The sequence below is a fragment of the Rhizobium sp. Leaf384 genome (assembly GCF_001424065.1).
Taxonomy (GTDB): Bacteria; Pseudomonadota; Alphaproteobacteria; order Rhizobiales; family Rhizobiaceae; genus Ferranicluibacter.
Map to the genome: position 1 here is coordinate 312,077 of NZ_LMQE01000005.1, position 26,428 is coordinate 338,504.

The following is a 26,428-nucleotide window of genomic DNA, read 5'->3' on the forward strand; positions in this document are numbered from 1 at the left end:
AAGACGGGACGAGCATGCGGCGCGGCCTGCGCCGGTTTTTCTGGGAGGAAAGAACCGCAATGTCCATTGCACAGGTGAAACGCATCGCGATCTCGGACTCGCCGTGGCCCTGGCTGCTGCCGCTCGTTGCGCTGCTGGTGGTCTTCACTATCTATCCGCTGTTCTACAATATCTGGCTCAGCTTCCACGAATTCGTTCCCCGGCAGAGAACGCTCAAATTCGTCGGCATGGCCAACTGGGTGCAGCTCGTCAATGACGGCCGGTTCTGGGGGGCGCTCGGCGTCACCTTCCTCTATTTCGTCATCGCGCTGACGGTCGAGATCATCCTCGGCATGTCGATCGCGATGCTGCTCGATGCGGAGCTGCCGGGATTTGCCGCCCTGCGCGCCATCCTGTCGATGACGCTGGTCATCCCGCCCGCCATCGCCGGCATGATGTTCCTCCTGATGGAAGACGCCCAGTTCGGCGTCCTCTCCTATTTCCTCGGGCAGCTCGGCCTGCTCGACAAGTCCACGCCGATCCTCGGCACCTCCTCGCTCGCCCTGCTCGGCGTGCTCGTCGCGGAAATCTGGCAGTGGACGCCGTTCATGGTGCTGATCTTCATGGCCGGCCTGCGCTCGCTGCCGGCGGAGCCCTACGAGGCCGCCTCGATCGACGGCGCCTCGGCGTTCCAGATGTTTCGCCGGCTGACCCTGCCGATGATGTCGCGGGTGATCGCGGTCGCGGTCCTGCTGCGCGGCATCGATCTCTTCCGGGTGTTCGATTACGTCTTCGTCATGACCTCGGGCGGACCGGGAACGGCGACCTACACGGTCAGCCTCTACGCCTGGCAGCAGACCTTCTCGTTTCTCAAATGGGGCTATGGCGCAACGCTCAGCCTGACGAGCCTCGTGATCGTCATGGTCCTGGCCAACCTCTTCATCCGTGTCGCGAAGGTCAGGTGGTAACATGCATCAGAGCAAGCTCGTCCGCACCCTTCGCACCATCGCCGGCTGGCTGGTCGTCGGCGCCTTCTTCTTTCCGATCTATTTCTGGACCTCGGTCGCGTTCCGCGATTCCAAGGACATCTTCAACTGGCCGCCGATCATCTTCGACTTCCAGCCGACGATGCGCAATTTCGAGCAGGTCTTCGGCGTGTCCTTCGGCTTTGCCCGGCAGGAGGCCGTGGCTCCGGGCGGCGGCAACTTCTACATGGCGCCGCGGCTGTGGGATTCGATCGTCGTCGCGTCGATGTCGACCGTGCTCGCCATCACGGTTGCGACCTTCGCCGCCTATGCGCTGTCGCGGATGCATTTCCGCGGACGCCACGAATTCGTCAACTGGGTGCTGTCGACGCGCATGATGCCGCCGGTGGCCGTCGCCATCCCGATGTTCTTCATCTTCAAGCAGTTCAACCTGCTCGACACCTATATCGGCGTGATCCTGATCCACGGGCTCATGAACCTGCCGCTGGCGGTGCTGCTCCTGAAGAGCTTCTTCGACGATATCCCGGCCGAGATCGACGAGAGCGCGCTCCTCGACGGAGCATCCCGCTGGACGATCTTCCGGCGCGTCGTGCTGCCGATGGCGAAAGGCGGGATCGCGGCCACGGCCGTGCTCTGCTTCATCTTCTCGTGGACGGAATTTCTGTTCGTCCTCACGCTCACCCAGACGGGCCTGAAGACCGTGCCCGTGGTGTCGTCCACCTTCGTGACTTCGATCGGAACCGCCTGGGGCAACATGGCCGCCCTTGGCGCCGCTGCGATCGTGCCTGCCTTCTTCGTCGTCCTTCTGGTCCAGCGCCATCTGGTGCGGGGCCTGACCATGGGCTCGCTGAAGCAATGACTGCGGCGGGCCGGGAGGGCCTGCCGTTCGATCAACGACTTCCGCCGTCAATTCCGGCAGCGGATACTGGAGGAGAGAACAGTGAAAGAGAGCGATAGAAAATCATATCTGGCGTCGATCACCGACCGCTTCGTGAAAGGCCAGATGGACCGGCGCGCCTTCCTGCGGGCGACCAGCAAGCTCGGCCTGGGGGCAGCCGCCCTCGGCATGGGCATGGGCAGCCGCCCCTTCATGCTCAACAAGGCCGTGGCGCAGGAGGAGATGCAGCCTTCGGCCGAGGTGATGGCCTGGCTCAAGGACGTCGGCAAGCCCTTTGCCGGGACCACGCTGAAATTCGCGACGGAATCGACGCCCCCGTCGAACGCGATCAACTCCCAGCTCAAGAAATATTTCGAGGAGGCGACCGGCATCAAGGTCGAGATCGAGGTCCTGCCGCTCGAGCAGGTTCTCCAGAAGATGACGCTGGATGTGGCGTCCTCGCTCGGCACCTACGACCTCTACTACATCGACCAGAGCTGGGCGGCGTCCTTCAGCCAGGACGTCTTTGATCCGCGCGAGCAGATCAAGGCGAAGGCGGACCTTGCCATGCCCAACTACAATATCGACGACTTCCTGCCGGCCCTGGTCGACGGCATTTCCAAATACGAGGATCGCTGGGTCGGCGTGCCCTACGACATTCCGATCTTCATCATGATCTACCGTCGCGACATCTACGAGAAGCTCGGCCTCAAGGCACCGACGACCTTCGACGAGCTCTATACGAACTCTGCCGCGATCACGAAGGAGATGGGCCCCACCACCTTCGGCTATGCCGGGCAGATGAAGTCCGGCCACTACGCGCTGGAATGCGAATGGACCGCGATGCTTTGGGGCCATGGCGGATCGATCTTCAATCCGGACAAGGTGTTTTCCGGCAATGACGAGCGCGGTATCGCCGCTCTCGACTACTACACGAAGCTCCGCGACATCATGCCGCCGGGCGTCAACCAGTGGACCTGGGACGGTCAGGGCCAGGCGGTGGCGCAGGGCGTCGCAGCGTCCATGCTGTCCTGGGGCGAGTTCTTTCCGTTCTTCGACGACCCCACGCAGACCAAGGTGTCCGGTCTCTGCGAGGCCGTCATTCCGCCGCAGCCGATCGCGCTGCGCAAGCCCGAGGAATGCGGGTACGGCGAGATCCCCGGCGTCGGCCACCAGGGCGGCTCGTCGCTCGCGGTGTCGCGCTACTCCAAGAACCCGGATGCCGCCTGGCTGTTCATGCAGTGGGCGACCTGCGCCGATACGCAGGCGCTGGTGACGACGCTCGGCGGCGGCACCGGCCCCACACGCGCGAGCGTCTACGACGATCCGCGCGTCAAGAGCCATGCCCGCGTCGGTGCCGGCACCACCCGCCACCTGCCTGTCGTGCGCGAGACGATCGCCGAATACATGGGCTCCGAGCCGGACCTGCCGGAATGGGCGCAGATCTCCTCCGACACGATCCCCGTGGCGCTCGGCAAGTATTTCGCGGGCAGCTACGGCTCGTCCAAGGAAGCGCTCGACGACATCGGTACGCAGGTCGCAGCGGTCCTCAAGGGCTGAACCGCGCGCTGAAACCGGCCAGGGACCCTGGCCACATCATCGGACCCCGAAAGCCCGGAGGTCGCGGTCTCGCCGCGACCTCCGGGACGGGCCGCCGCTGACGAGGACACACTGGAGGAAACGATGGACACCAAACCCTTGATCGCCATTACCGGCGCCAGTTCGGGGATCGGCGAGGCCGTGGCCCGCGCCTTTTCGGACGCCGGCCACCCGCTGCTCCTGATGGCGCGCAGGCTCGACCGGCTGGCGGCGCTCGGCCTTCCCCGCGCCGTGTTGCGCAAGGTGGACGTTCGCGATCGCGCGGCCATCGCGGCTGCCGTCGCCGATGCCGAAGCCGAGTACGGCCCGGTCGATCTGATGTTTGCCAATGCCGGCATCGCCCGGCTCGGCGACATCGCCGCGCAGAACCCCGAAGAATGGGACGAGATGATCGACATCAACACCAAGGGTGTGATGAACAGCGTGCACGCGGTGCTGTCCGGCATGATCGGACGCCGGCACGGCACGCTCGTCATGATGAGTTCGATCGCCGGCCGCAAGGTCTATCCGGATCACACCGTCTACTGCGGCACCAAGTTCTTCGTTCATGCGGTATCGGAAAGCCTGCGCGGCTATCTCGCGCCCCACAATGTCCGCGTGGTCGTCGTTTCCCCCGGCATCGTCGATACCGAGGTGCTGGACCATGTCAACGATCCCCGGACGCTCGAGGCCTACAGGTCCAACAAGGCGGCCATCGGCGGCGGCATTTCCGCCGACATCGTGGCCGGCCTGATCCTCGACGCCTATGCGCTGCCGCAACGCGCCATCGTCCAGGAAATCGTCATCACGCCGACGCAGCAGGCCTACTGAACCGACGCCGTCCACCCACGGCACGCGACACAATGGAGCATATTCAATGGCGACCGTCGAATACCAGCGCATAGGCAAGTCCTTCGGCGCCTTCACGATCATGCGCGACATCTCCTTCCAGATCGCCGACCAGGATTTCGTGGTCCTGCTCGGTCCGTCCGGTTGCGGCAAGACGACCCTCCTGCGCATGACGGCGGGTCTCGAAAGCGTCAGCGAGGGCGATCTTCTGATCGACGGAAACCGCGTCAACACCCTGCATCCCCGGGACCGCAACATCGCCATGGTGTTCCAGAACTACGCGCTCTATCCCACGATGAAGGTCTACGACAACATCGCCTTCAGCCTCGAGGTGGCCAAGGTGGCGCCGGCCGAGATCAATCGCCGGGTGGCATGGGCCGCCGAGACGCTGAACCTCACGCCCTATCTCGACCGGTACCCGAAGGAGCTCTCCGGCGGGCAGCGCCAGCGCGTCGCCATGGGGCGGGCGATGGTGCGCGAGGCGGCCGTGTTCCTGTTCGACGAGCCGCTGTCCAACCTTGACGCCAAGCTGCGCGCCCATATGCGCACCGAGATCCGGCAGCTGCACAACCGGTTGAAGACCACCACCATCTACGTGACGCACGACCAGATCGAGGCCATGACCATGGCCGACAAGATCGTCGTGATGCGGGGCGGGAAGATCGAGCAGATCGGCTCGCCTGACGAGGTCTATGACCGCCCGGCCAGCAAATACGTCGCCGACTTCATCGGCGCCTCCGCCATCAATTTCCTCCCCGGAACGGTCGTCGTGGCCGACGGCATGCCAGCCGTCGACACGGCGACCGGACGGGTGGCGCTGGAGACGACGACGACCGCGAAACCCGGCGACAAGGTGGTCATCGGGCTGCGCCCGACGGATGTCGTGGTCGATGCCCAGGGGCCCCTGGCGGCAAGATCGGTCCTCGTGGAACGGCTCGGCCATGATGCCCAACTCTTTTGCGACGGGCCTGACGGACGCTTCGTCGTGTCGGTCGACAAGGCCGCCCGCTTTGCCGAGGGCGACGCGGTGCGCCTGTCCATCCCGCCGTCCAAGGTCCACGTGTTCAACGCCGAAACGGAGGCGCGCCTCTAGGACATTCAGCACCGGCGCCGGAGCGCTCCGGATCGCTCCAGAACCCGACACGGCATCCGATGCTGCCGCTGGTGCGCCTCCCCCCTTCCCTACCCTGCCGGCCTTCCCGAACGTGCCGGCGCAGAAAGGATCGTCATCATGAAATCCCGCTGGTCGGACACCGAATTCAAGAGCGTCGTCGATGCCTATGTCGCCAAGAGCATCAACCGCGACCTCGCCATCCGCACCTACACTACCCGCCTTCTGGGACAGGATCCGGAGCTGGTGCTGCATGGCGGCGGCAACACGTCGGTCAAGACCGTCTTTACTGAAATGGACGGCACCGAGGTTGAGGTGCTCTGCGTCAAGGGCAGCGGCTGGGACATGGGCACGATCGAACCGCAGGGCCTGCCCGCCGTCCGGCTCGCGCCGCTGAAGGCCATGGTCGCCTTCGAGACCCTGTCGGACGACGACATGGTGATGCTCCAGCGCCGCCTGCTGCTCGATCCTTCCGCGCCGAACCCGTCGGTCGAGGCGATCCTGCACGGCCTGCTGCCGTTCAAGCATATCGATCACACCCATGCCAACGCCATCGTTTCGCTGACCAACCAGCCGCAGGGAGAGGCGCTGGTGCGCGAGCTCTTTCCCGATGCGATCATCGTTCCCTATGTCATGCCCGGCTTCGACCTGGCCAAGGCCTGCGACGCGGCCTTCAAGGCCAATCCCGGCGGCGACGGGATGATTCTCCTCAAACACGGCATCTTCACCTGGTCGGAAGATCCGCGGACGAGCTACGAAGACATGATCGCCAAGATCGATGCGGCGGAACAGCGGATCGCCCGGGGACGCTCCAAGCCGTTCCTCGGCGTGACGCTGCCGCCGAAGATCGCCACCGCGGCCGAGATCGCGCCGATCATCCGCGGCGCGATCGCCCTCAAGACGGATATGGAAGGTGCGCCCCGCCGGTTCGTGCTCGAGCATCGGAGCAACGCGGCCATCCTCGACTTCTGCAATGCCGAAACCGTGTCGTCGCTGGTCCGACGGGGGAACGCCACGCCCGAACACGTCATCCACATCAAGCGGTTCGGCGTCGCCTTGCCCGCGCCCGAAGCGGGCCGGCTCGACGCCTGGGGCGAGAGGGTGACCGAGGCGGTCAAGGCCTACCAGGCCGACTACACCGCCTATTTCGAGCGCAACAACGCCCGCGTCGGCGGCGGCAAGCGCATGCTCGATCCGATGCCGCGCGTGTTCTACGTGGCGGGCGTTGGCCTGTTTGCCGCGGGAGCCGCCCGCAAGACTGCGCTGGTCGGGGCGGATGTCGCCGAAGCGACCATCGCCGTGATCACGAATGCCGAGGGGATCGACGCCTTCGAGGCGCTGTCGGAAACCGATCTCTTCGATATCGAGTACTGGTCGCTCGAGCAGGCGAAGCTGGCGAAATCGGTCGAGAAGCCGCTGACCCGGCAGATCGCCATCGTCACCGGTGGCGCAAGCGGGCTCGGGCTGGCCGTGGCCGAGGCGCTGAAGGCGGAAGGCGCGGAGATCGCGCTCTTCGACATCGCGCCGGAGGGTCTGGCACGGGAAGCCAAGCGCCTCGGCGCCTTTCCCGTCATGTGCGACGTCACCGATCCGCAAAGCGTGGATGCGGCCGTCGCGGCCGTCGCCGCCCATTTCGGCGGGGTCGACATTCTCATTTCCAATGCCGGCGCCGCCTTCCAGGGCAGCCTCCTCACCGTGTCGGAAGACACGTTCCGCAAGGCCTTCGACCTCAATTTCTGGGGACATCACTACATGGCGCGGGCCGTGGTGCGGGTGATGGAGCAACAGAAGACCGGCGGCGCGCTCGTCTTCAACGTCTCCAAGCAGGCGGTCAATCCCGGCGCGGATTTCGGCCCCTATGGAACGTCGAAGGCCGCCCTGATGGCGCTGATGCGGCAATATGCCGTGGAGCACGGCGCGTCCGGCATCACCTCCAACGCCGTCAATGCAGACCGTATCCGTACGGGCCTGATGACCGACGAGATGGTGGCGGCCCGCAGCAAGGCGCGCGGCGTGACGCCGGAAGCCTATCTCTCGGCAAACCTCGTCCGCCGCGAGGTCACCGCCGCCGACGTGGCCGCTGCCTTCGTGCATCTCGCCAAGGCCCGCACCTCGAGCGGCGCGGTCCTCACGGTCGATGGCGGCAACGTGGCCGCGATGATGCGCTAGACCCTGTCCCGCCGCCAAGGCCAAGCAGGGCAAGGCGCACATCGCGGGAAGAAACATCCCCACTCCGGGTCCGGCATCGGGCCCGGCGAAAACAGGCGTCCACCGCCGATCGGCAGAAGGAGACCGGGCATGGCGAACATACTCATCCTCGGCGCAGGCGTCATGGGCACGGCCCTTGCCGTGCCGGCAAGCGACAATGGGCACGCGGTCGTTCTTGCCGGAACGCCGCTCGATGCCGCGACGGTGGCGCAGATGCAGGCAGGATCGGGCCTGCATCCGAAGCTCGATGCGCCGCTGCCCGCATCCGTCCGGGTCCTGGCCGACGAGGCCCTGACGGCGGACGAGGCGGATCAGGCCGACCTCGTCGTCGTCGGCGTCAGCAGCCCCGGCATTGCCTGGGCCGTCGACCGGCTGAACGGGCTGCTGCGCCGCGAGACGACGATCGCCTTCGTGACCAAGGGGCTCGACCGCAGGGACGGCGCCGTCGTTACGTTCGCGGAGAGCGTGCCGGAGCGGATCGGCCGGCTCGGCACCTTCATCGGCATCGGCGGGCCCTGCATCGCGCGCGAGCTTGCGCTTCGCCTGCCGACCTCCAGCATCTATGCGGCGCGGGAGGTAGCGGCGGCCGAACGGGTGGCCGCCCTATTGCGCACGCCCTATTACCGCCTTGCCGCCACCGACGACCTGACCGGGGTCGAAGCCTGCGCGGCGCTCAAGAACTTCTTTGCGATCGGCGTGTCCGCCATGCAGACCCGCTATCCCGATACGCAGCGGGCCGACGGCCAGTCGAAAAACCCGACCGCTGCGGCCTTCACCCAGGCCGTGCAGGAGATGGCCGCGCTCTGCGAGCGGATCGGCGGACAGCGCCGCACCGCCTTCGACCTTGCCGGCCTTGGCGATCTCCACGTGACCGTCGGGGGCGGGCGCAACAGCCGCCTCGGCCACAGTCTCGGCCGCGACCGCACGGTCCGCCAGGCGGTCACCCAGGAGCTGGCGAACGAAACCGTGGAAGGGATCGACACCGCCCTCGTGGTCGCTTCCCTGCTCCAGACGATCGACCGGGACGCCGCCGCCCTCCCGCTCGCACGGGCAATCGTCGCGGCCGTCGTGGAGGATAGGCCGTTCGATTTCGATTTCGAAACAATCCCTGCGTCGGATGCGCACCGCTGAGATTGTCCTCCGGGGCAACTCGGCCTGCGGCCCGTTGACAGCTGTCAACGGGCGGTGCGCGCGCCGCGAGCGTCGATGACCGTCCATGTCTCAGAGGATGACGGCATCAGGCAGTCGGGTTCAGGCGGTCGGCCCCAGGGCGTCAGCGTCCGGCCCATGATGATCGACGGGGTGCGCAGACGTTCGACGAAGCCGAACCGGGCGTAAAAGGCGGCGACGCCCGCATTGCGCGGGTCGATGCCGAGATGCACGCCGATCACGCCCGACAACGCGAGCGCCTGCAGCTGGTGGCGCAGGAGCGCCGAGCCGTGGCCGCCTTTCTGCAGGGCCGGCAGGACGTTGATATGCAGATGGGCAGGGTAGGCTTCGGTCACGCTTTCGGGCGTCCGCTCGGGATCGCCGATATAGCGCAGGACCTTGTCGTCCTCCACACTCCCGGGTGCAAAACCGGCCAGCTCCTGCTTCAGCGCCGGCCACCACGCCACCGCCAGCCGATCCTCGAAGGCACGCGTGTCCGGCGTGGCGACGCAATAGCCCATCACGATGCCGTCGCAGGTCAGCACGAAGGCATGATCAGGGCAAAGGCGGACATAGGGAAGGGCCCAGACGAGGCCGGGCAGCCGCGGATCGCCGTAGAGCGCCGTGGCGTCATGACCGCGGTCCGCCGTTCGCAGGCCGATGTCGAGAATGGCCGCCTCGTCGGCGGAATGCGCCTGCCGGATCGCCACCACGGGGGGTGCGGCGGGCAATCGATGGAAGACATGGAGACCTCGTGGCAGACATCGGCAAAGTTCGAAAAGACGATCAGGACAGGGGCTCTGCGTGGGCGGGGTCGGCGTCGGCGTCGGTCGGGGCACCGGCGACGCGGTCGAAGCGGCGCTCGAAGTCGAGGGTCCGGCTGCGCCCGCGCATGAAGGACAGCCGGCGGAAATCCGGACTGCCATGGGCGATGACCGGCAGCATCGCAGCGCCGACCGCGGACGCGTCCGGCCCGAGGGCGCCGGCGCAGAGGCGCGGCCTGTCGCGCCCGCTTCGTGCGCTGACGGACGGCAGGAGCGGATAGGCCCGGTCGATCAGAGACGCGATCAGCACCGGCGGGAAATGACCGCCGACGAGGATGGTCTGGGGATCGAGGATGTTTTCGAGAAGCGAGACCAGCAGGCGCAGGCGCTTCGCGTTGAGGTCGAGCCAGTGCATCAGGATGCTGTCGCGCGCTTCGTAAAGCCCTTCGAGGCAGCCCGGCACCGCAAGCTCCCGGCTTTCCCGGCCGAGCAGGGCCGCAAGCTCGTCGGGGGAAAAGGGCGTCGGCGCGAGCCCGTCCGCTCCCGGTGATGTCCCCGGCACTGCTCCCGCGGCCTCCGTCGGCCAGGTCAGGAGGCCGATCTCCCCGGCATTGTTCCAGTAGCCCTGGAGCGGCATGCCGTCGTCGATGATCCCGGCCCCCAGACCATGGCCGGCAAAGATGTGCACATAGTGGGTCAGCCCCATCGCACGCCCGGCGCGCAGTTCGGCAACCGCCGCCGCCGTCGCGTCGTTCTCGATGATCGCAGGCAGCGCGCAGGCCGCCTCGATCGCTTCGGCGACGGGAAACCGGTTCCACGCACCCCAGCCCGGCGGGCCCACGGCATGTTCGAAATCGGCCTCCTGCAGCGTCGGCATGACGACACCCACGCCCCAGGCCGGCGCAGGGGTGGCGCCGCGCAGCCGCGTCGCCATCTCCGCCATGGCGCGGACGGTATCGGCGGGATCGTCGAGCGAGGCCCGGGCGGTCTCGCGCGCGAGAACCCGGCCGGCAAGGTCGCAGACGAGGCCGAGAAGGCCATCCCGGTCGATATGGATGCCGAGGGAGCAGCCCGCGTCCGGGCGGATGCGCAACTCCTTCTGCGGCGCGCCGCGCGCGCCTTCCTGACGGATCGTTTCCACCACGAGGGAGCGGTCGATCAGATCCTTGCAGATGTTGGACATGGTCTGCGGCTTCAGGCCGGTCCGCTCGACAAGACCGCGCCGGCTGATCCCGCCGCCCGACCGGATCAGGTCGAAGACAAGGCGACGGTTGTATCGACCCGAATAGGGATGATTGCTGCCCATGCGGGTCATGCGACGTGCTCGCTGTTTACTACGGAACATGGATTTTATCGTCGTTCTCAGCCGGCTGTCAAGCAAGGTGCTCGCGACATTATCCATAAGCATGTCATGAAATTGCAGCAAAACTCGTGTAGCTGACCGCGCAGCACGGCTTGCTTTATTGTACGCTTAATGGAATTAATTGTCCGCCGTCCTTCTCGGTGACTTAAAAGGGAACTGTCATGTTGAAATGGACCTTGCAGCATCTGGTCGCAGGCGCACTGGCGTCGGCGTCGCTCCTCAGCATCGCGCATGCCGGCGATCTCGTGGTCTACACCGCCCACGGGGAGGCCACCTCCGCCCCGATCCTCGAGGCCTTCGCCAAGGCGCATCCGGACGTCAAGGTCACCGTCGTGCGCGGCGGCACCGGCGAAATCGTCGAGCGGCTGCGTGCAGAGGCCGGCAACGGCTCCGCCGACATCATGTGGGGCGGCCCGACCCAGACCTTCGAAGAGAACGCCGCTCTCTTCCAGCCTTACGAGAGCGCGTCGGACGCCGACATGGTGACGGTCGACCCCAACCATCTCTGGCATCCCTTCACCGTTCTGCTGCAGCCGATCATCGTCAGCACCAAGCGTGTTGAGCCAGCCGCCCTTCCCAAGACGCAGGCCGACCTGCTGTCACCGGACTTTGCCAAGGATGGCGGGCTGATCATCCCCGACCCGGCCAAATCGGGCACCGGCTATACGATCCTCTCGGCTTTGGCCGGCAATTTCGGTTGGGACTTCATCGGCAAGCTCGCCAAGGACGCCCGCATCGCGCCGGGCTCCGACGACGCGTTCAACGCCGTGCGCGACGGCGAAGCCGCGGTCGGCTGGATCAACGAGGACCTGGGCGCCAAGTGGAAGGCTCAGGGTCTGCCGATCGCGATCATCTACCCGACCGATGCCGTCACCGGGCAGATCGATGCGCAGGCGATCGTCAAGGGCGCGCAGCATCTCGACGATGCGAAAAGCTTCATCGATTTCCTCGGCACGAAAGCCGCGCACGAGATCGTCCGCGACGCCACGGTCCGCCGCTCCGCCCGCAAGGACATCACGCCGCCGGCCGCCCTGCCCGACATGGCGACGCTCACGATCGTCTCCGCCGTCGACCCCCGCCCGGTGGTCACCGCACGGTTCCAGGAGATCCGCGGAAAATGAGGCCGCTGCGCGACACATGGCTGATCTTCTCCATCGTCGCGCTCCTGCTTTGCGGCGTGACCATCGTCATTCCGCAGATCCGCCTGATGGCGGCCTCCCTCTTCGATGAAGGGGGCCGCTTCACCCTGCTGCACAATCGCGACGGCCTGCAGGCCGTCCCGGAAATGACCAGCCGCTACGGCGTGGCGCAGACCCCGGAGGGCCTGGCCATCACGCTGGGGACGGCAGCGGGCCTGACGGTGGCGGCCGCCGACGACCGCACCCTGCTGATCACCGGAACAGAACCGCTCGAAGGCCGCCGGGATGCGGCCGGCGCGCTGGAACTGGCGGCCGGAGGCGCCCGCTTCACCCTCAGCCAGCAGGCGCCCCGCACCCTTTTCGGCACCAACACGCTCGCGCCGCTCGACCTTCAGCCGCAGTCGGACAGCGTGATCCGCCTCTCCCACGCCGCCAATGCCTACATCACCTTCGAGAACACGGCGCTCGCGCTGTCGCCGGTCCACTATCTCGCCTTCTTCACGCGTTCGGAAACCGTGTCGGCCACGATCAACAGCCTCGTCATCGCGCTCACGTCCACCGGCCTTGCGGCTGCGGTCGGCGTGTCGCTTGCCTATCTCGTGGCCCGCTACCAGATCGCCGGCAGCACGGCGATCGTCTTTCTCGTGACGATGGCCTCGGTTTCCCCGCCGTTTCTCGGGGCCTATGCCTGGCGTCTTCTTCTCGGCCGCAACGGCCTTATCACCACCTCGCTCGGGCTCGACGTGTCGATCGTCGGCCTGCACGGGGTCATCTGGGTCATCACCTGGCTCGTCTTCCCCATCATCTTCCTGCTCAGCCACAGCTCGTTCCAGAGTCTCGACGCCGGCCATATCGAGGCGGCGGAAAGCCTCGGCGCCGCCCCGGCGCGCGTCCGCTTCTCGATCGAGATCCCGCTGGCGCTGCCCGGCATCATCACCGGGCTCTATCTCGCCACCATGGCGGCCCTGTCAGATTTCGGCACGCCGCGCATCATCGGCCTCGACGTCAATGCGCTGCCGGTCCTGATCTACACCTCGTTTCTCAGCGAGGCCGGACGCAATCCGGCGCTTGCGGCCACCGGCTCGGTCGTGCTCATCACGCTGTCCAGCCTCTTCCTCATGGCGCAACAGCTTTATCTCGCCCGCCGCGGCTTTTCCGTCGTCGCCGCGCGGGCGCTCCCGCGCAAGCGGCTGTCGCCGGCCGCCCATGCGCTCGTCCTTGCCGCCGTCGGGCTTGCCCTGCTGATGGCCTTCACGCCGCATCTGACCGTGCTGGTCTCGAGCTTCATGGAATGGCGTGTCGGGCTGCCGCGGGCGGACTTCACGCTCGCCAACTATGCGACGATGCTGCGTTCCGGCCTGGGACCGGCCTGGGTGACGCTGTCGCTCGGGCTTGCGGGCACCCTTGCCGCCACCCTGCTCGGCCTCGGCATCGCCTATGTGGTCATCCGCAAGCGCTACCGCCTGATCGCGCCGCTTCTCAGCTTCACGGTGATGATGCCCTATGTCATCCCCGGCACGGTGCTCGGCATCGGGCTGATCATGATGTTCAACCAGGCGCCCGTGCAGCTGACCGGAACCTGGTTCATCCTCGCGCTCGCCTATCTCATCCGCAACCTGCCCTTTACCGTGAAAGCCTCGGAGGCCGCGCTCCGCCGGGTCCATCCGGCGCTGGAGGAGGCCGCGCTGAGCCTCGGCGCGCGGCCCCTGCGGGTGTTCGCGACGATCACGACACCGCTCGTGCTGGCCGGGGCCGTGACGGGGGCGACGCTGACCTTCCTGCACATCGTGACGGAGCTGTCCTCCACCATCGTGCTCTACAGGCCGCCGTGGAAGCCGATGACGGCGGTGATATTCGAAAACACCCTCGTCGATGCCGATTTCGGCGTTTCGGCCGCACAGACCATCCTTCTCATGCTGATCATCTACATCCCGCTCTATTTCATCGTGCGGTACGGACAAATCCAAGGAAAATCCGGTGGCTCATAGCGCAATCCAAGACGCCGAAGCGAAAGGCTGCAATGTCGTCATCGACGGCGTCTCCAAGACGTTCGGGCAGAATGCCGTGCTCCGCGATATCAGCCTCACGATCAAGCCCGGCGAGTTCTTTACCCTGCTCGGCCCATCGGGCTGCGGGAAGACAACGCTGCTGCGCGCCATCGCCGGCTTCCACCCGATCAATGGCGGCCGGATCCTCTTCAACGGACAGGATGTCAGCGCGCTTCCCGCCTGGGATCGCAACATCGGTTTCGTGTTCCAGAACTATGCGCTGTGGCCCAATAAGACCGTGTTCGACAACGTCGCCTACGGCCTGAAGCTGCGGAAGGTGCCGCGCGACGCGGTTGCCGAACGCGTGCGCGCAGCGCTTGCACAGGTCGAGCTGCAGGGGGTCGAAACGCGCTACCCGGCGGAAATGAGCGGCGGCATGCAGCAGCGCATCGCCCTTGCCCGCGCCCTCGTCATCGATCCGCCGCTCCTGCTGATGGACGAGCCCATGTCCAATCTCGATGCGCGCCTGCGCGTTTCGCTGCGCCACGAGATGCGCGCGCTGCAGAAGCGCCTGGGCCTGACCGCGATCTATGTGACGCACGACCAGGAAGAGGCGCTGGAGATGTCGGACCGGATCGCCGTGATGCAGCACGGCATCGTCCAGCAGCTGGCCGATCCCGAAACGATCTATGCCAGGCCCGCCAACCGCTTCGTCGCCGAATTCGTCGGCAGCGCCAATTTTCTCGAGGGCACGTTCGACGCGGACGGCTTGCGTCTGGCCGACGGTCTGCGCCTGCCGATGACGGACAGGCCGCACCGCGGACCCGGAACGCTGGTCGTGCGCCCCGAGCAGTTGCGCATCATCGCGGCCGGCCAGGGCCTCGTCGATGCGGTTGTCGAGGACCGACGCTATATGGGCAAGGCATGGTCCCACAACCTGCGCGTCTCGCCGTCCTCGCCCCTGATCTCCGTGGAGACCCGCAACGCGCTCGACCTCGGGTCACGCGTCGGCGTCGAGATCGAGACCGTGACCTTCCTTCCTGCAGAGGCCTGACCCATGACCGAGCTTTCCCCGGACGCCCTTCTCGATCTTGCGCGCGCGGCAGCCCTTGCCGGCGGCGAGGTGCTCGACGCCCACTTCGGCAAGATGCGCGACGACGCCGTCCGGCAGAAGGCTCTCGGCGACTATGCCTCACAGGCGGATCTCGCGGCCGAGGAGGCGATCGCGGCGGTTCTGGCCACGGCCGGCGATGCCTACGGTTTCCTCGGCGAGGAAACGGGAACGCGGCAGGCGGAGGCCGAGCGCCGCTGGGTGGTCGATCCGCTCGACGGGACGAGCAACTTCATCTGGGGCATTCCCTATTTCGCGGTCAGCATCGCGCTTTGCGACGGTGACGGCGAAATCCTGGGCGTCGTCTACGATCCCCTACGCCAGGAGATGTTCACCGCCATTCGCGGCGCGGGAGCCCGGCTGAACGGCGTACCGCTGCCGCGCCTGCGCGAAAAGAAACCGCAGGATGCCATCCTCTCCTTGTCCCTGCCGGTGCGGGGCCAGTTGAAGGCGATCGGCCGCGAGGCGTTCTTCAAGGGGCTCGACCGGGTGGCCGACATGACCGCGGGCGTGCGCCGTCTCGGATCGGCCGCGCTCGACCTCGCCTATATCGGCGCGGGACGGCTCGACGGCTATTTCGAGGACGGCCTCAGCTATTACGACTATGCAGCCGGCAAGCTCGTGGCGGAGGAAGCCGGAGCCCACGTGACCGACCTCTTCGGCAAAAGGCCCGGAGAGGGCTCGATCGTCGCCGGCCCGGCCGGGATCCATCGCTGGCTCCGCGAAGAGATGTTCGTCCCCGCCGCGACCTGAGACCGGGGGTCGCACTTTCACCGAGATCGCGGCCACAGGAGACGACCGGCGGTGCGACCTTTCACTCCCAGCCGACCGGTGCGCGGCAGGCCCGCGCCGCTACCTGCAGCGCGCCGACAGTGCGCCTCCATCGCGCCTGCCTCTCCCGTCCTCCAGGCCCTTCGTCTTTCAGGCTCTCACCCGGCCCGTGGGCATGCCCGGCCCGTCTGCCAGCGCGGCACGCCGGGCGGTCGCCGCGTTGTTATGAATCGCGTCTTCCGGGATCATCAGGGCTGGTTGACGCGCTGGCTCGGCCGCCAGCGCTGGACCGTCCACTCCGCCGAGGATGTCGCATCCGATGTGTTCCTCGTCATGCTGAGGATGCCGCATATCGCTGCGGTGCGCGAACCGCGGGCGATGATGACAACGATTGTCCGCCGGCTAATCTACGATGCGCGCCGGCGCAACGATCTGCAGCGCGCCTACGAGGCGGAACTCGCCAACCTTCCCGAGGCGATGACAGTTCGGCCGAGGACAGGCTGATTGTCTTGCAAGCGCTGCAGGCGATCGAAGCCATGCTCGCAACGCTATCGCCGAAGGCGCGCGCCGGCTTCGTCATAAGCCAGATCGGGCGCGTGCCATGCCTACGTGGCCAAGGCGCTGAACGTCTCGGTGAGCGTGGTGCGCAAATATCTCGTCCAGGGCATGCGTGCGGCCTATCTCGCCGGCGCGAGCTAGGAATGGCGGGGACACGCATGTTGCAGCAACTGGATGACCACCGGGCGGAAATCGCGATCAAATAGATAATCGAAATGTCCTCGGGCGGCATGTCCGAGAGCAGGGCCCGATCCTTCGAGGCGTGGCTCAATGCCGACGAGCGGAACGAGACCGCCTGGATCCGGCTGCAGGAAGGACGGATGCCCAGCGACGTGGCCGCCCGCGTCGACCTCACCGACGGCGCGCTGGGCCAGCGGCTCCTGAAGAAGCAGGCAAGCCGGCGGAAATTCCTGACGGGTATCGTCGACCTCGAAGGACGGGGCGCTCGCCTTGGCCACGGCCGACCACATGCTGCCGGCCGGCGCGCTCAGCAGGGACCATTTCACCCTGACGGCACGGCAGAAACAGGTGCAGCTGGCCGATGGCAACCGTTGGATGCTCGCGCACAGGCCCAGGGAACGGGCAAAGGGGGCGAGCTCGCGCTGAGGTGGCCGGAGCCGCCTATCCGGTCCAGTCCTCGACACGCAGGCCGGGCACCCGGTCGAATTCGCGCCGGTTGTTGGTGATGACGATGAGGCCGCGGGCGCGGGCATGGCCGGCAATCAGCTGGTCGTAGGGTCCGATCGGCGTTCCCGCGCGGGCGAGTCCGGCGCGCAGCTCCCCTGTGTGGCCGGCCGCCCTGTCGTCATAGGGCAGCACGTCGAGACGCGCGGCAAAGCCTTCGACCACCGCAAGATTGGAGTCGGGGCTTGCCGATTTCTCGGCCCCGTAGAGGAGCTCCATCAGGGTCACCGCGCTGATGCACAGCTGGCCGGAGTGGCGGTTGAACGCCTCCCGCACGGCCGGTGGCCGGTTCTTAATGGCGTAGATGCAGATATTCGTGTCCAGCATGTAGCGAAGCATTAGAAGGCCTCGCGCTCCTGCGGCGCCGGCTGGTCCCGGTCGTCCATGAAGTCGGCCGTCGCAGCCGGGCCCTCGAACCAGCTGTCCCAGACCTCGCCCGCCGGCGCGATGATGCGGGTGCGCCCCAGCGCGACGATATCGACGCGCTTGACGTCTTCCGGCAGGGCGACCGCCTTGGGCAGCCTTATCGCCTGGCTTCGATTGCTCTGGAAGACGGCACCCTGTTCCATGGGGAAAACCCTTCGATCCTGCATCGCCATATACACGTCGCATATCCCATGTAGACCGAGCAATCGGATCTGTCAATCGCCCGTCAGGGGCGCCAAGTGCCGACCTGGATTGCGCCCTCTTGGGACACCTCGGTCGAGACGAAATGGGACAGTGCGTCGTCGCGGATCACGGCGGCGGTCAGCCGGCCGGATCGATAGGCGCCGGTGTCCAGCGCGATGCGGTTGACGTGGATTTCCGGCCGCAGCGAGGCCGTGATCGTATGTCCGTGCAGGACCATGTGGCCGAAGAACTCGGTATGATCGAGAAAGCCGGCCCGGATCCAGCGCAGGTCGTAATCCGTCTGCCGGATGAGCTCCACCCCCGGCCGGATGCCGGCATGCACGAAGCAGAAGCGCCCGATTTCCTTGTAGGTCAGCGCGGTTTCCAGAAGCTCGACATGGTGGGGAAAGGTCGTGCGGATCTCCGCGGCGATGGCATCGAGATCGGGCACCGGGCGGTGCGAGTAGGCACTGAGCGTCGCGACGCCACCCCAGTCTAGCCAGTTGACCGCATCCTCCGCGGCCAGCGTGCCGCGCAGCATCTCGCGCAGATAGAAATCGTGATTGCCGAGGATCAGCCGCGACCCCGGGTAAAGATCGAGCGCCGCGCATACCTGGTCGAGCACCTTCGGGCTGTGCGGCCCGCGGTCGATCAGATCGCCGAGGAAGATGAGGACCGGGTTTGTGCCATGACGGGCCGCCTCGCCTGCAATGAAGCCGAGCAGGACCTCGAGGAGATCCGCGCGTCCGTGAATGTCGGCGATCGCATAGATCTCGTTCGGCTGGCTGGCTGTCGTCATCGCTGTCGTTCCCTGCAGAAGGCGTCTGCACCGTCTACGCGCCATCCGTCTATGCCTCATCCCGTCCGCCGCGGCCATGGTCCGGTCGCACGCTCTATAGGCCATCCGTCCCCCGGCACGCCACCAAAACCCGCGCAAGCCGGACGATTTCGCGGGAGCGATGTGGATGCGCATCGCGGTACTCCTATGCGCGCGTGTCGAGGCCTGGCGGACATCTGGGAACGGGCATCGCGGCTGCCCGCGTGCCTCTTCCGTTCTACCGCGCGACGTGCGCCAGGAATTTCCGTTCCCCTCCCCGCCGGAATTCGAAAAAAATACTCTATAAAGTCTGTAGACAAACTCTGATAATCGCTTCAACCCGGCCAGGCGCGGCCGGAATTGCAACGCGAAAGGGCATGTCATGACACGGCAGATCAAACTCGGAGCCTTTCTTCCCGGCGGTGGACAGCATATCGCGGCTTGGCGTCATCCCGACCAGCCGGTCGACGGTGCGACCAATCTCCAGTTCCACATCGAGCTGGCACAGACGGCCGAACGCGGCCTGTTCGACGCCTACTTCCTGGCCGATGGCCTGGCTGTCGCCTTCGGCGGCGGCGTGGAGGGCGGCAATGCACGGGTCGTCGGCTTCGAGCCGGTCACGCTGTTTTCCGCGATTGCGCCCTTCACTACCCATCTCGGCTTCATTGCCACCGCGTCGACAACCTATGAGGAGCCCTATGCGCTCGCCCGCAAGTTCGCCTCGCTCGACCTAATTTCCGACGGGCGCGCCGGCTGGAACGTCGTCACGACGGCGACGGAAGCGGCGGCCCGCAACTTCAACCGCGACACGCAGCTGCCGCATGCCGCGCGCTATCGCCGCGCGGCCGAGCACGTGGCGGTGGTCAAGGCGCTGTGGGAGAGCTTCGAGGACGATGCCTTCATCCGCGATCGCGACAGCGGCGTCTATTTCGATGTCAACAAGGTGCACCGCATTGATCACGATGGCGAGCATTTCAAGGTCGAAGGCCCGCTGAACGTGCTGAGATCGCCCCAGGGCCATCCCGTCATCGTCCAGGCCGGGCAGTCCGAGGACGGACGCGATCTCGCAGCCTCCACGGCGGAGGTGATCTTCACCGCCCACCAGAAGCTGGAGACCGCCCAGGCGTTCTACCGCGATATCAAGACGCGGGCAAAAGCCTTGGGGCGCGATCCCGCCCACATCCTGGTCATGCCCGGTGTCTCGCCCTTCGTCGGCCGCACGCGCGCCGAGGCTCAGGAGAAATACGAGCGGCTGACCGGCCTGATCGTCGAGGAAGACGGCCTTGCGCTCATCAAGGCGCTGACCGGCGGCGAGCTCGACCTGCGCGGCCTCGATCTGGACGGACCGCTGCCCCCCGTCGCTCCGACCGAGGGCATGAAGAGCCGCCAGGCGCTGATCCGCCAGATCGCCGACGAGAACCAGTTTTCCATCCGGCAGCTCTACCAGTGGATCGCCTCGGCGCGCGGCCACTTCACATTGGTCGGCTCGCCCGTCGACATCGCCGACACGCTGCAGGACTGGTTCGAGAACGAAGGGGCCGACGGGTTCAATATCCTGCCGCCCTGGCTTCCGACCGGTCTCAACGATTTCGTCGATCTCGTCATTCCCGAGCTGCAGCGCCGCGGCCTGTTCCGCACGGCCTATGAGGGCCGCACGCTGCGCGACAATCTGGGCCTGCCCTTCCCGCACACCCGCTGGAGCCTGCCCTTTGCCGCGGCAGCCGAATAGCGCCTGCCTTCGGCGACCCTTCACCCCCACGCCCTTCGATCGCCCACCCTCGTTACCGGGCCCTCTGTACCCCGCGGGCCTTTGACTTCGGGGCGATCGGCCGACCTCTCACCTTGCAACAGGGATGCCCCCATGACGCTCGAGACCCAGCAGCCCGTGATCCTGCCGCGCTATGCCGGCCCCCGCTTCTGGCATCGCCCGCCTCCTCCGCACAGGTCCGGTTCCGCAGCGCGCGCATCCGCCGTGCCGCTTGCCGATCCAGCGCCTGCGCCGGAGGTGCGTTCCGCGCCCGCGGCCGGCCGGGCGGCGCGCTTTGCCGCGTTTGCCCGGCGGGTCACCGCCCGGTTCGGACTGCTCGTGGCCTTCGCCGTGCTGTGGCAGGTCGCGCCCGCGCTCGGTTGGTCCAACCCGGCCGTGCTGCCACCGCTCGATGCGATCGTCCGGGCCCTGTGGACGGGGGTGACGGTCGGAACCTTCGCCAATGATATCGCCATCAGCCTGCAGCGCTCCGGCATCGCCTTCGGGGCCGCCGTCGGCATCGGCATCCCGCTCGGCCTCTTCATGGGCCAGATCCGCATCATCGAGCACAGCCTCGGCCCGATCCTGCAGCTCTTCCGCCAGACCTCGGCGCTCGCGCTCTACCCCGTCTTCATCCTGCTGCTCGGCCTCGGCGAGACGTCAAAGATCTTCGTCATCTTCTGGGCCACGCTGTTTCCGATTCTTCTCGCCACGATCGGCGGGGTCAAGCAGGTGGATGCAAAGCTCGTGGAGATGGCCCGCGTCTATGGCGCAAGCCGGCTCACCGTGTTCCGTCGCGTCGTGCTGCCCGCCTCTCTGCCGCAGATCTTCGTCGGCCTGCGCCTCAGCGCCACCACGGCCCTCCTGCTCTTGATCGCCGCCGAGATGATCGGCGCGAACTCCGGCATCGGGTTCCAGGTCATGAACGCGCAGTACAATTTCCAGATCCCGCTGATGTTTGCCGCCATCCTGCTGCTGGCCCTCCTCGGCCTGCTCGCCAATCTCGTGCTCGAGACGCTGCAGGCGCGGCTCTGCCGCTGGTCGCGGATCAAGGACTGATCCCGCCCGCTCATCGGCCGCCTTCGTCTTCCCTCCTCTCCCCTCCCCTCTTGGCCTCTTCCGGCCTCTCCCCCTCCCCTCCCCGAACCCACGGAGTCCCCCATGCCGATGTCCCGCCGTACCTTCGGTCAGCTCGCGGTCCTTGCCGCCGGCCTCGCCCTTGTCGCACCCGCCGGCGCCGCGCGCGCCGCATCCGAACCTGTCACCATCCGCTATCTGGCAAGCCAGGGTAGCCTGTCCGCCCATGAGCTCGCCGACGCGCTCGGCTATTTCAAGGATACCGGCATCACGCTCGAAAATGTCGGCTATGCCCAGGGTGGCCCGGCATCCCTGTTCGCCGTCGCCTCGGGTGATGTCGAGCTTGGCAGCGCCGCCACGGCGGCCGTGCTCAACTCGATTGCCGGCGGCAATGATTTCGTCGCCGCCTATCCCTCCAACGGCATCAACACGGGCACCGAGAGCGTCTTCTACACGCTGGAGGGCAGCCCGATCACCACGATCAAGGATCTGCAGGGCAAGACGATCGCGGTGAACACGCTCGGCGCGCATCTCGACTACACCGTGCGCGAGGCGCTGCATTCCGTCGGCCTGCCGGAAAATGCCGCCAAGCTCGTCGTCGTGCCCGGCCCGCAGCTCGAACAGGTCCTGCGCTCCAAACAGGTCGATGTCTCCGCCTTCGGCTACTGGCAGAAGACGTTTGAAGGCGCAGCCCTCAAGAACGGCCCGCTGCAGAAGGTGTTCGGGGACACCGATGTGCTCGGCGAAATCGCGGGCGGCTTCGTCGTGCTGCGCCGCGACTGGATTGCCGCCCATCCCGAGGCGGCCCGGATCTTCGTGGAGAAATCGCAGGCCGCGCTCGAATATGCCCGTCTCCATCCGGAGGAAACCCGCGCGCTCCTGAAGACCGCGCTTGCGGCGCGCAACGAAAATCCCGAGATCGCCCAGTATTTCACCGGCTACGGCGTGCGCGAGGGTGGCAAGGCCGTTCCCCGGGATCTGCAGTTCTGGATCGATACCCTGACCCGAAGCGGCTCTCTGCGCGAGGGCCAGCTGAAGGCGGAAGACATTCTCTACGAGCCCGCGGCCTTTGCCGCCGCCAACTGAGGAGCGCCATCATGGCCCTTGTGGAAACAGCCCTTGCAGAAGCACCGCAGCCCGAGCGTGTCTCGGACGACCGGGTTGCGGCGGGACATCGCGCCGGCGGCGCGGTGACGATCCGCAACCTGTCCAAGTCCTATGTCCTCAACGGACGCCCCTTCCCCGTGCTCGACCGCGTCAGCCACCATGTCGCCGCCGGCGAGGTGCTCGCCATCGTCGGCGCATCCGGTTCCGGCAAGACCACGCTTCTCCGGGTGATTGCCGGGCTGGAAGCGGCGGATGACGGCGCGGTCCTGATCGACGACAGCCCCGTGCACGGGGTCGGCGCGGACCGGGCGGTGGTCTTCCAGGAACCCCGCCTCCTGCCCTGGCTCACGGTGCTCGACAATATCGCCTTCCCGCTCGAAAACCGCGGGGCGACCAGGGCCGAGGCCCGCGAGCGCGCCCGCCACTATGTCGGTCTCGTCGGCCTGGCCGATTTCGCCGACGCCCTGCCGGCCCAGCTGTCCGGCGGCATGGCCCAGCGGGTCGGCATTGCCCGGGCGCTTGCGGTGAAGCCCGAAATCCTCCTGCTCGACGAGCCGTTCGGCGCGCTCGACGCCATGACCAAGCTCACCCTGCAGGACGAGCTGTCCCGCATCTGGCGCGAGGAAAAGGTGACGATGATCCTTGTCACCCACGATCTCGAAGAGGCGGTCTACCTGGCCGATCGCGTACTGATCCTGCCCCGCGAAAAGGGCGACAGCACCCGCGAGATCACCGTCGACCTCCCCCGTCCCCGCAGCCGCAGCGAACCCCGCTTCGTGCAGCTGCGTGCCGCACTTCTGGCCGCCTTCGGCCTTCACTGAGGCGCCCGGACGCCAAGCCGCCCAAACATTCGTCCGCGATCGGCTTGAGACGCATCATTCGGTGCGCCGAGCGATGCGTTGCATCCATCGAGGCCCCGCCCTGCTGCGGGGCCTTTTTGCGTTGCGCGAACCGCGGGCGGCCGGAACCCTTAGCCGGCTCACGGAAGGGCACCGGCGCTTGGAGGTGCGCGGCCTCATCCCAGCGCCTTCAGCATCGGTCCGATCGAGAAGCGCCCCTGCTCGGCCTTGGCGGTGAGGTCGCGGAGATAGCCGCCGGGCGAACGGATGGCCGTGCTGCGTTGCAGGATGGCGGCCATCACGATGGCTGCGGCGATCTCGCCCATGGCATTCCGGGCCGCATCCCAGGCGCTGGGGCTGATGCCGAGCATGGAGCGGACCACGGCTGCCGCCCCGATCACATCCGCCCAGCCGGAAACGCCGCCACGGGCGTAATCCGCGATATCCGGGCAGAGCCTCAGAAAATCCTTTAACGCAATGCCTGCCGATTTCCGCTCCGGCGCAATGGGATCGCTGGCCGCGCCGCTTTCTTTGACTCTTTTGCCGTTTTTATCAAAAGCTAGGTCTGTTTTTGAATTATGAATATGGTGCTCGGAATGAGCGTCATTGGCGCTCAATTCCTGTTCCGAGAAGGTTTCGAGATAGGCGGATTCCACCTCCGCCCGCAGCCGCAGAAGCGCGGCGTTGCGCGCAGACAGGTCCTCTTCCGTGCCGTTGCGCTGAACCCTGCCGGAGAGCCCCCGCAGCCGCTCGACGAAGGCCTGCCAGACCGGCGTCTCCAGCGTCGCACGCCCGTCTGCAAAGGCGGCCTCGATGATCTTGGCGATATCGCGCAGGTGCAGGGAGATCTCTGTGCGCAGGCGGGCGATGCGGCGGGCGCTGTCGCGCACCAACGCGGCGCCGGACAGGATGTCCTCAGCCCTAAGGGCCAGCGGCGCCAGATCGAAGCCAAAGGCGCTCTCGACCGTGCCCTGGTCGTCACGGCGGCAGTAACGCTTGCCGTTGGCACTGTCGCGCCGCAGGATCAGCCCGGCCTCAACCAGGCTCGCGAGATGGCGGCGCAATGTGGCCGGCGACATGCCGCGGGCGCGCAGGGACAGTTCAGCATTGGACGGAAAGACGATGATCGGCGCGCGACCGTCGAGATGACGATCCTGATGGAAGCTCGCCAGCGCCTCGAGCACTGCGATCGCCCGGTCCGAAAGGCCCCAGACGGCGCGCGCTTCGCTGAGCGCACGAATGATCCGGTATTTCTCGGCCTGGCCGGTCGCATTGCCGCCCTCGCCGGCGCAGAGACGCGCCTGTCGCTGTTCGAGGTCGGCCCGAAGCGCAAAATTGCGCGCAGTCAGGCGTGCGCCGCCAAAGGGCGTCGTTGCAAATCTCTCCATCTCTCCATCTCCGCTGGGAGGCAAGCCTGCCCCGGCACGGCACACGTCGTCCTTCGCCGAAACCCTTGTTTCCAAAGCCTTCGGGCGTCGATGGCCTCGAGATCAGAGGGCTTCGCCGCAGCACCGGAATGCCCCGGTCATAGCTCCGCCGATCGGCATTTCTGCCACTGACTCTTGACTTTGCTGGTCGGAAGTGATTCTCTTGAACTGCTTAGATTGAAGAGGGCTTCCATGACGGTGACGTTTTGGGGGCCTTTTTTCTTGCTCTCTTGGTCGTCCTTTTCTGGTTCAGATCCGATCGGCTCCCGGCTCTCCGGTCGCCTTCACCGCCCCCACCTTAAAACAGGCAAGGGCGAAACAGGGAATGCGCGTCGGGCTCAGCTGTCGCCGGCCTCCTCCTGCGCAAAGCGTTGATGTGCCTCGACGAGGAGCGCCGTCGCCGCCTCGATGAAGGCCGTCGGCGTGTCCTCGGCAAACTCGATCCGCGTTGCGCCCGCTTCCACCCTTAGTCGGGCAAAGACCCGGCCGCGTGCATCCGCCAGCGGTCGTGCGCCCTTGCCCGAGGCCGGGTCTGCCGGCTGGCCGGGGACGGCCGCGCTCCGCTTGACCTTCATAGGCTTGCCGATGGCGTCGAGGTGGGAAAAGAGCATCTGGAAACGCCGATCGCTGTCGGCCGCCCGGAACTTGTCGGAATAGACGACGTCGATGCCCTGCACCTGCCGGGCATCCTTGGAAAGGATCTCGCCGAGCTTCATCCAGCGCTCGCGGCCCACTTTCGGCGCCGGGCCGATGAAGCGGACGAAGTTGTTGGGCACGCTCTCGATCACCTGCATCAGGCGCGACAACTCGCTCTTCTGCACCGCCAGCGCTTCGCCGATCATCTTGCGATCGAAGCCGCGCTGGGCGAGGTTCTGGGCAAAGAGGGCCCGCTCGATGAAGGAGAGATTGCGGCGCTCGGCATTTTCCTTGCCCTGGGCCAGAACCAGCTCGTCATCGCTCAGCGCGCGAATGATCGCCTTGACCGGACGGCCGAGACGGGCGGCAGCGCGGATGCGCCGATGACCATAGGCGGTCTGGTAGACGCCCGGCTTCTCCGGATGCGGCCGCAGGAGCACGGGCACCTGCTGACCGGATTCGCGCACGCTCTCCACCAGGGTTTCGAAATCCGGGTCGGCCACGCCTTCGATCATCAGGCGGTCTTCGACGAAGGACGCCTCGATGCGGGCGGGATCGACGGTGACGACCCGCTCCCCTTCCGACAGCGCCTGGCGCAGCACGCGGGCTTCCTCGGCCTCGCGCGTGATGGCGTTGAGCGACAGCCCCATGGCCTTGACCGCGCCGGACGCACTGCGCGCCGGCGGCACGGGTGAAGCCCCCTCGGGCGTGGCGGCTCCCGATCCGCCCGGTCGCCCCTCGCCGGCAGCCTCGGCCGATTTCCGCTCGGGGGCCATGCCCGCAGACGTGCCGGACGACAGGCCGGGAGACATCCGGCCGTCGGTTGCGGCCGGGCCCGCCTCCCCCTTCGCCGCGTCTCCCTTCTGCGCGTCTCGCTTCTGCGCCTCCGCCTTCTGCGCCTCCGTCATGCGAGACGCATCGGCGGGGCTCAGGCCGCCGCCAAACAATGCCTTCAGTTCGCTCTTGCGGTTCGCCGCCATTCGTCCCGTCCTTTCCAAACCCCGACCCTCCGTCTCGCCCGCCATGGAGGCGCGCCGCAAGGGTCCGATCGCAG

Annotated in this window: 24 protein-coding genes; 16 read left to right on the plus strand and 8 right to left on the minus strand. The window is 66.6% G+C overall.

What is annotated here, in order from left to right; all coding sequences use genetic code 11:
• Positions 1-59: 59 nt before the first annotated feature.
• The 7 genes from ASG25_RS09845 to ASG25_RS09875 all read left to right on the plus strand — a co-directional run bounded on the left by ASG25_RS09845 (position 60) and on the right by ASG25_RS09875 (position 8,719).
• Complete coding sequence (locus ASG25_RS09845) at positions 60-947, plus strand: sugar ABC transporter permease (RefSeq protein ID WP_062474442.1); 888 nt, start codon at positions 60-62, stop codon at positions 945-947.
• A gap of 1 nt (position 948) precedes the next feature.
• Positions 949-1,824 (plus strand): carbohydrate ABC transporter permease, encoded by an 876-nt coding sequence (locus ASG25_RS09850; protein ID WP_062472988.1) that lies wholly within the window; start codon positions 949-951, stop codon positions 1,822-1,824.
• A gap of 81 nt (positions 1,825-1,905) precedes the next feature.
• A complete protein-coding gene (locus ASG25_RS09855) occupies positions 1,906-3,402 on the plus strand; it encodes an extracellular solute-binding protein (protein WP_062472990.1) in 1,497 nt (498 codons plus the stop codon).
• A 123-nt stretch (positions 3,403-3,525) separates the two neighbouring features.
• Positions 3,526-4,251 carry an SDR family oxidoreductase gene (locus tag ASG25_RS09860; protein ID WP_062472991.1) on the plus strand — a complete coding sequence of 242 codons (726 nt, stop codon included), beginning with the start codon at positions 3,526-3,528 and terminating at the stop codon, positions 4,249-4,251.
• Between the two features lie 46 nt (positions 4,252-4,297).
• Positions 4,298-5,362 carry a sn-glycerol-3-phosphate ABC transporter ATP-binding protein UgpC gene (gene ugpC / locus ASG25_RS09865; RefSeq protein WP_062472993.1) on the plus strand — a complete coding sequence of 355 codons (1,065 nt, stop codon included), beginning with the start codon at positions 4,298-4,300 and terminating at the stop codon, positions 5,360-5,362.
• 138 nt (positions 5,363-5,500) lie between these two features.
• On the plus strand, positions 5,501-7,549 hold the full coding sequence (locus ASG25_RS09870) for a bifunctional aldolase/short-chain dehydrogenase (protein WP_062472995.1): 2,049 nt from the start codon (positions 5,501-5,503) through the stop codon (positions 7,547-7,549).
• A 129-nt stretch (positions 7,550-7,678) separates the two neighbouring features.
• A complete protein-coding gene (locus ASG25_RS09875) occupies positions 7,679-8,719 on the plus strand; it encodes a 2-dehydropantoate 2-reductase N-terminal domain-containing protein (RefSeq protein ID WP_062472997.1) in 1,041 nt (346 codons plus the stop codon).
• 44 nt (positions 8,720-8,763) lie between these two features.
• Here the strand turns inward: ASG25_RS09875 and ASG25_RS09880 are convergent, their stop codons facing one another.
• Together ASG25_RS09880 and ASG25_RS09885 are read right to left on the minus strand one after the other, a co-directional pair.
• Positions 8,764-9,468 (minus strand): GNAT family N-acetyltransferase, encoded by a 705-nt coding sequence (locus tag ASG25_RS09880; RefSeq protein WP_200942797.1) that lies wholly within the window; start codon positions 9,466-9,468, stop codon positions 8,764-8,766.
• Positions 9,469-9,523: 55 nt separating this feature from the next.
• Complete coding sequence (locus tag ASG25_RS09885; protein ID WP_062472999.1) at positions 9,524-10,816, minus strand: ROK family transcriptional regulator; 1,293 nt, start codon at positions 10,814-10,816, stop codon at positions 9,524-9,526.
• A gap of 209 nt (positions 10,817-11,025) precedes the next feature.
• Here ASG25_RS09885 and ASG25_RS09890 point away from each other — a divergent pair, with 209 nt between their 5' ends.
• The 5 genes from ASG25_RS09890 to ASG25_RS23430 all read left to right on the plus strand — a co-directional run bounded on the left by ASG25_RS09890 (position 11,026) and on the right by ASG25_RS23430 (position 16,377).
• Positions 11,026-11,985, plus strand: coding sequence for an extracellular solute-binding protein (locus tag ASG25_RS09890; protein ID WP_062473001.1), 960 nt, complete (start codon positions 11,026-11,028; stop codon positions 11,983-11,985).
• Complete coding sequence (locus tag ASG25_RS09895; RefSeq protein WP_062473003.1) at positions 11,982-13,991, plus strand: iron ABC transporter permease; 2,010 nt, start codon at positions 11,982-11,984, stop codon at positions 13,989-13,991. The genes ASG25_RS09890 and ASG25_RS09895 overlap by 4 nt, the downstream gene beginning before the upstream one ends.
• Positions 13,981-15,045, plus strand: coding sequence for an ABC transporter ATP-binding protein (locus tag ASG25_RS09900; RefSeq protein WP_062473005.1), 1,065 nt, complete (start codon positions 13,981-13,983; stop codon positions 15,043-15,045). Before ASG25_RS09895 ends, ASG25_RS09900 begins: the two co-directional genes overlap by 11 nt.
• 3 nt (positions 15,046-15,048) lie before the next feature.
• A complete protein-coding gene (locus ASG25_RS09905) occupies positions 15,049-15,855 on the plus strand; it encodes an inositol monophosphatase family protein (protein WP_062473007.1) in 807 nt (268 codons plus the stop codon).
• A 243-nt stretch (positions 15,856-16,098) separates the two neighbouring features.
• Positions 16,099-16,377 carry a sigma factor gene (locus tag ASG25_RS23430; protein WP_244479366.1) on the plus strand — a complete coding sequence of 93 codons (279 nt, stop codon included), beginning with the start codon at positions 16,099-16,101 and terminating at the stop codon, positions 16,375-16,377.
• 191 nt (positions 16,378-16,568) lie between these two features.
• Here ASG25_RS23430 and ASG25_RS23435 read toward each other — a convergent pair whose 3' ends face one another.
• The 4 genes from ASG25_RS23435 to ASG25_RS09930 all read right to left on the minus strand — a co-directional run bounded on the left by ASG25_RS23435 (position 16,569) and on the right by ASG25_RS09930 (position 18,523).
• Complete coding sequence (locus ASG25_RS23435) at positions 16,569-16,937, minus strand: hypothetical protein (RefSeq protein ID WP_244479367.1); 369 nt, start codon at positions 16,935-16,937, stop codon at positions 16,569-16,571.
• 115 nt (positions 16,938-17,052) lie between these two features.
• On the minus strand, positions 17,053-17,454 hold the full coding sequence (gene vapC, locus ASG25_RS09920; RefSeq protein WP_062473011.1) for a tRNA(fMet)-specific endonuclease VapC: 402 nt from the start codon (positions 17,452-17,454) through the stop codon (positions 17,053-17,055).
• Positions 17,454-17,684, minus strand: a complete 231-nt coding sequence (gene vapB / locus ASG25_RS09925) for a type II toxin-antitoxin system VapB family antitoxin (protein WP_062473013.1) — start codon at positions 17,682-17,684, stop codon at positions 17,454-17,456. The genes vapC and vapB overlap by 1 nt, the downstream gene beginning before the upstream one ends.
• Before the next feature lie 83 nt (positions 17,685-17,767).
• Positions 17,768-18,523 (minus strand): metallophosphoesterase, encoded by a 756-nt coding sequence (locus tag ASG25_RS09930; protein WP_062473015.1) that lies wholly within the window; start codon positions 18,521-18,523, stop codon positions 17,768-17,770.
• Positions 18,524-18,923: 400 nt separating this feature from the next.
• Here ASG25_RS09930 and ASG25_RS09935 point away from each other — a divergent pair, with 400 nt between their 5' ends.
• The 4 genes from ASG25_RS09935 (at position 18,924) to ASG25_RS09950 (ending at position 23,293) form a co-directional block, all read left to right on the plus strand.
• Positions 18,924-20,270: an LLM class flavin-dependent oxidoreductase gene (locus ASG25_RS09935; protein WP_062473017.1), complete on the plus strand. Its 1,347-nt coding sequence runs from the start codon at positions 18,924-18,926 to the stop codon at positions 20,268-20,270.
• 132 nt (positions 20,271-20,402) lie between these two features.
• On the plus strand, positions 20,403-21,347 hold the full coding sequence (locus tag ASG25_RS09940) for an ABC transporter permease (protein ID WP_244479368.1): 945 nt from the start codon (positions 20,403-20,405) through the stop codon (positions 21,345-21,347).
• Between the two features lie 102 nt (positions 21,348-21,449).
• Positions 21,450-22,451, plus strand: coding sequence for an ABC transporter substrate-binding protein (locus ASG25_RS09945; RefSeq protein ID WP_062473019.1), 1,002 nt, complete (start codon positions 21,450-21,452; stop codon positions 22,449-22,451).
• A 104-nt stretch (positions 22,452-22,555) separates the two neighbouring features.
• Complete coding sequence (locus ASG25_RS09950; protein WP_062474444.1) at positions 22,556-23,293, plus strand: ABC transporter ATP-binding protein; 738 nt, start codon at positions 22,556-22,558, stop codon at positions 23,291-23,293.
• Between the two features lie 194 nt (positions 23,294-23,487).
• On the opposite strand, the gene repC is transcribed toward ASG25_RS09950, so the two are convergent.
• Entirely contained in the window at positions 23,488-24,699 is a 1,212-nt protein-coding gene (gene repC / locus ASG25_RS09955; RefSeq protein ID WP_062473020.1) for a plasmid replication protein RepC, read from the minus strand.
• 377 nt (positions 24,700-25,076) lie between these two features.
• Positions 25,077-26,354 carry a plasmid partitioning protein RepB gene (gene repB, locus ASG25_RS09960; RefSeq protein ID WP_244479369.1) on the minus strand — a complete coding sequence of 426 codons (1,278 nt, stop codon included), beginning with the start codon at positions 26,352-26,354 and terminating at the stop codon, positions 25,077-25,079.
• Positions 26,355-26,428: the final 74 nt, after the last annotated feature.

What these genes read in the sequence shown, in the direction of transcription:
- ASG25_RS09845 (WP_062474442.1), top strand. Translation starts at nt 60, where the DNA reads ATGTCCATTGCACAGGTGAAACGCATCGCGATCTCGGACTCGCCGTGG.
- ASG25_RS09850 (WP_062472988.1), top strand. Translation starts at nt 949, where the DNA reads ATGCATCAGAGCAAGCTCGTCCGCACCCTTCGCACCATCGCCGGCTGG.
- ASG25_RS09860 (WP_062472991.1), top strand. Translation starts at nt 3,526, where the DNA reads ATGGACACCAAACCCTTGATCGCCATTACCGGCGCCAGTTCGGGGATC.
- ugpC (WP_062472993.1), top strand. Translation starts at nt 4,298, where the DNA reads ATGGCGACCGTCGAATACCAGCGCATAGGCAAGTCCTTCGGCGCCTTC.
- ASG25_RS09870 (WP_062472995.1), top strand. Translation starts at nt 5,501, where the DNA reads ATGAAATCCCGCTGGTCGGACACCGAATTCAAGAGCGTCGTCGATGCC.
- ASG25_RS09875 (WP_062472997.1), top strand. Translation starts at nt 7,679, where the DNA reads ATGGCGAACATACTCATCCTCGGCGCAGGCGTCATGGGCACGGCCCTT.
- ASG25_RS09885 (WP_062472999.1), bottom strand. Translation starts at nt 10,816, where the DNA reads ATGACCCGCATGGGCAGCAATCATCCCTATTCGGGTCGATACAACCGT.
- ASG25_RS09890 (WP_062473001.1), top strand. Translation starts at nt 11,026, where the DNA reads ATGTTGAAATGGACCTTGCAGCATCTGGTCGCAGGCGCACTGGCGTCG.
- ASG25_RS09895 (WP_062473003.1), top strand. Translation starts at nt 11,982, where the DNA reads ATGAGGCCGCTGCGCGACACATGGCTGATCTTCTCCATCGTCGCGCTC.
- ASG25_RS09905 (WP_062473007.1), top strand. Translation starts at nt 15,049, where the DNA reads ATGACCGAGCTTTCCCCGGACGCCCTTCTCGATCTTGCGCGCGCGGCA.
- ASG25_RS23430 (WP_244479366.1), top strand. Translation starts at nt 16,099, where the DNA reads ATGAATCGCGTCTTCCGGGATCATCAGGGCTGGTTGACGCGCTGGCTC.
- vapC (WP_062473011.1), bottom strand. Translation starts at nt 17,454, where the DNA reads ATGCTTCGCTACATGCTGGACACGAATATCTGCATCTACGCCATTAAG.
- vapB (WP_062473013.1), bottom strand. Translation starts at nt 17,684, where the DNA reads ATGGAACAGGGTGCCGTCTTCCAGAGCAATCGAAGCCAGGCGATAAGG.
- ASG25_RS09930 (WP_062473015.1), bottom strand. Translation starts at nt 18,523, where the DNA reads ATGACGACAGCCAGCCAGCCGAACGAGATCTATGCGATCGCCGACATT.
- ASG25_RS09935 (WP_062473017.1), top strand. Translation starts at nt 18,924, where the DNA reads ATGACACGGCAGATCAAACTCGGAGCCTTTCTTCCCGGCGGTGGACAG.
- ASG25_RS09940 (WP_244479368.1), top strand. Translation starts at nt 20,403, where the DNA reads ATGACGCTCGAGACCCAGCAGCCCGTGATCCTGCCGCGCTATGCCGGC.
- ASG25_RS09945 (WP_062473019.1), top strand. Translation starts at nt 21,450, where the DNA reads ATGCCGATGTCCCGCCGTACCTTCGGTCAGCTCGCGGTCCTTGCCGCC.
- repC (WP_062473020.1), bottom strand. Translation starts at nt 24,699, where the DNA reads ATGGAGAGATTTGCAACGACGCCCTTTGGCGGCGCACGCCTGACTGCG.
- repB (WP_244479369.1), bottom strand. Translation starts at nt 26,354, where the DNA reads ATGGCGGCGAACCGCAAGAGCGAACTGAAGGCATTGTTTGGCGGCGGC.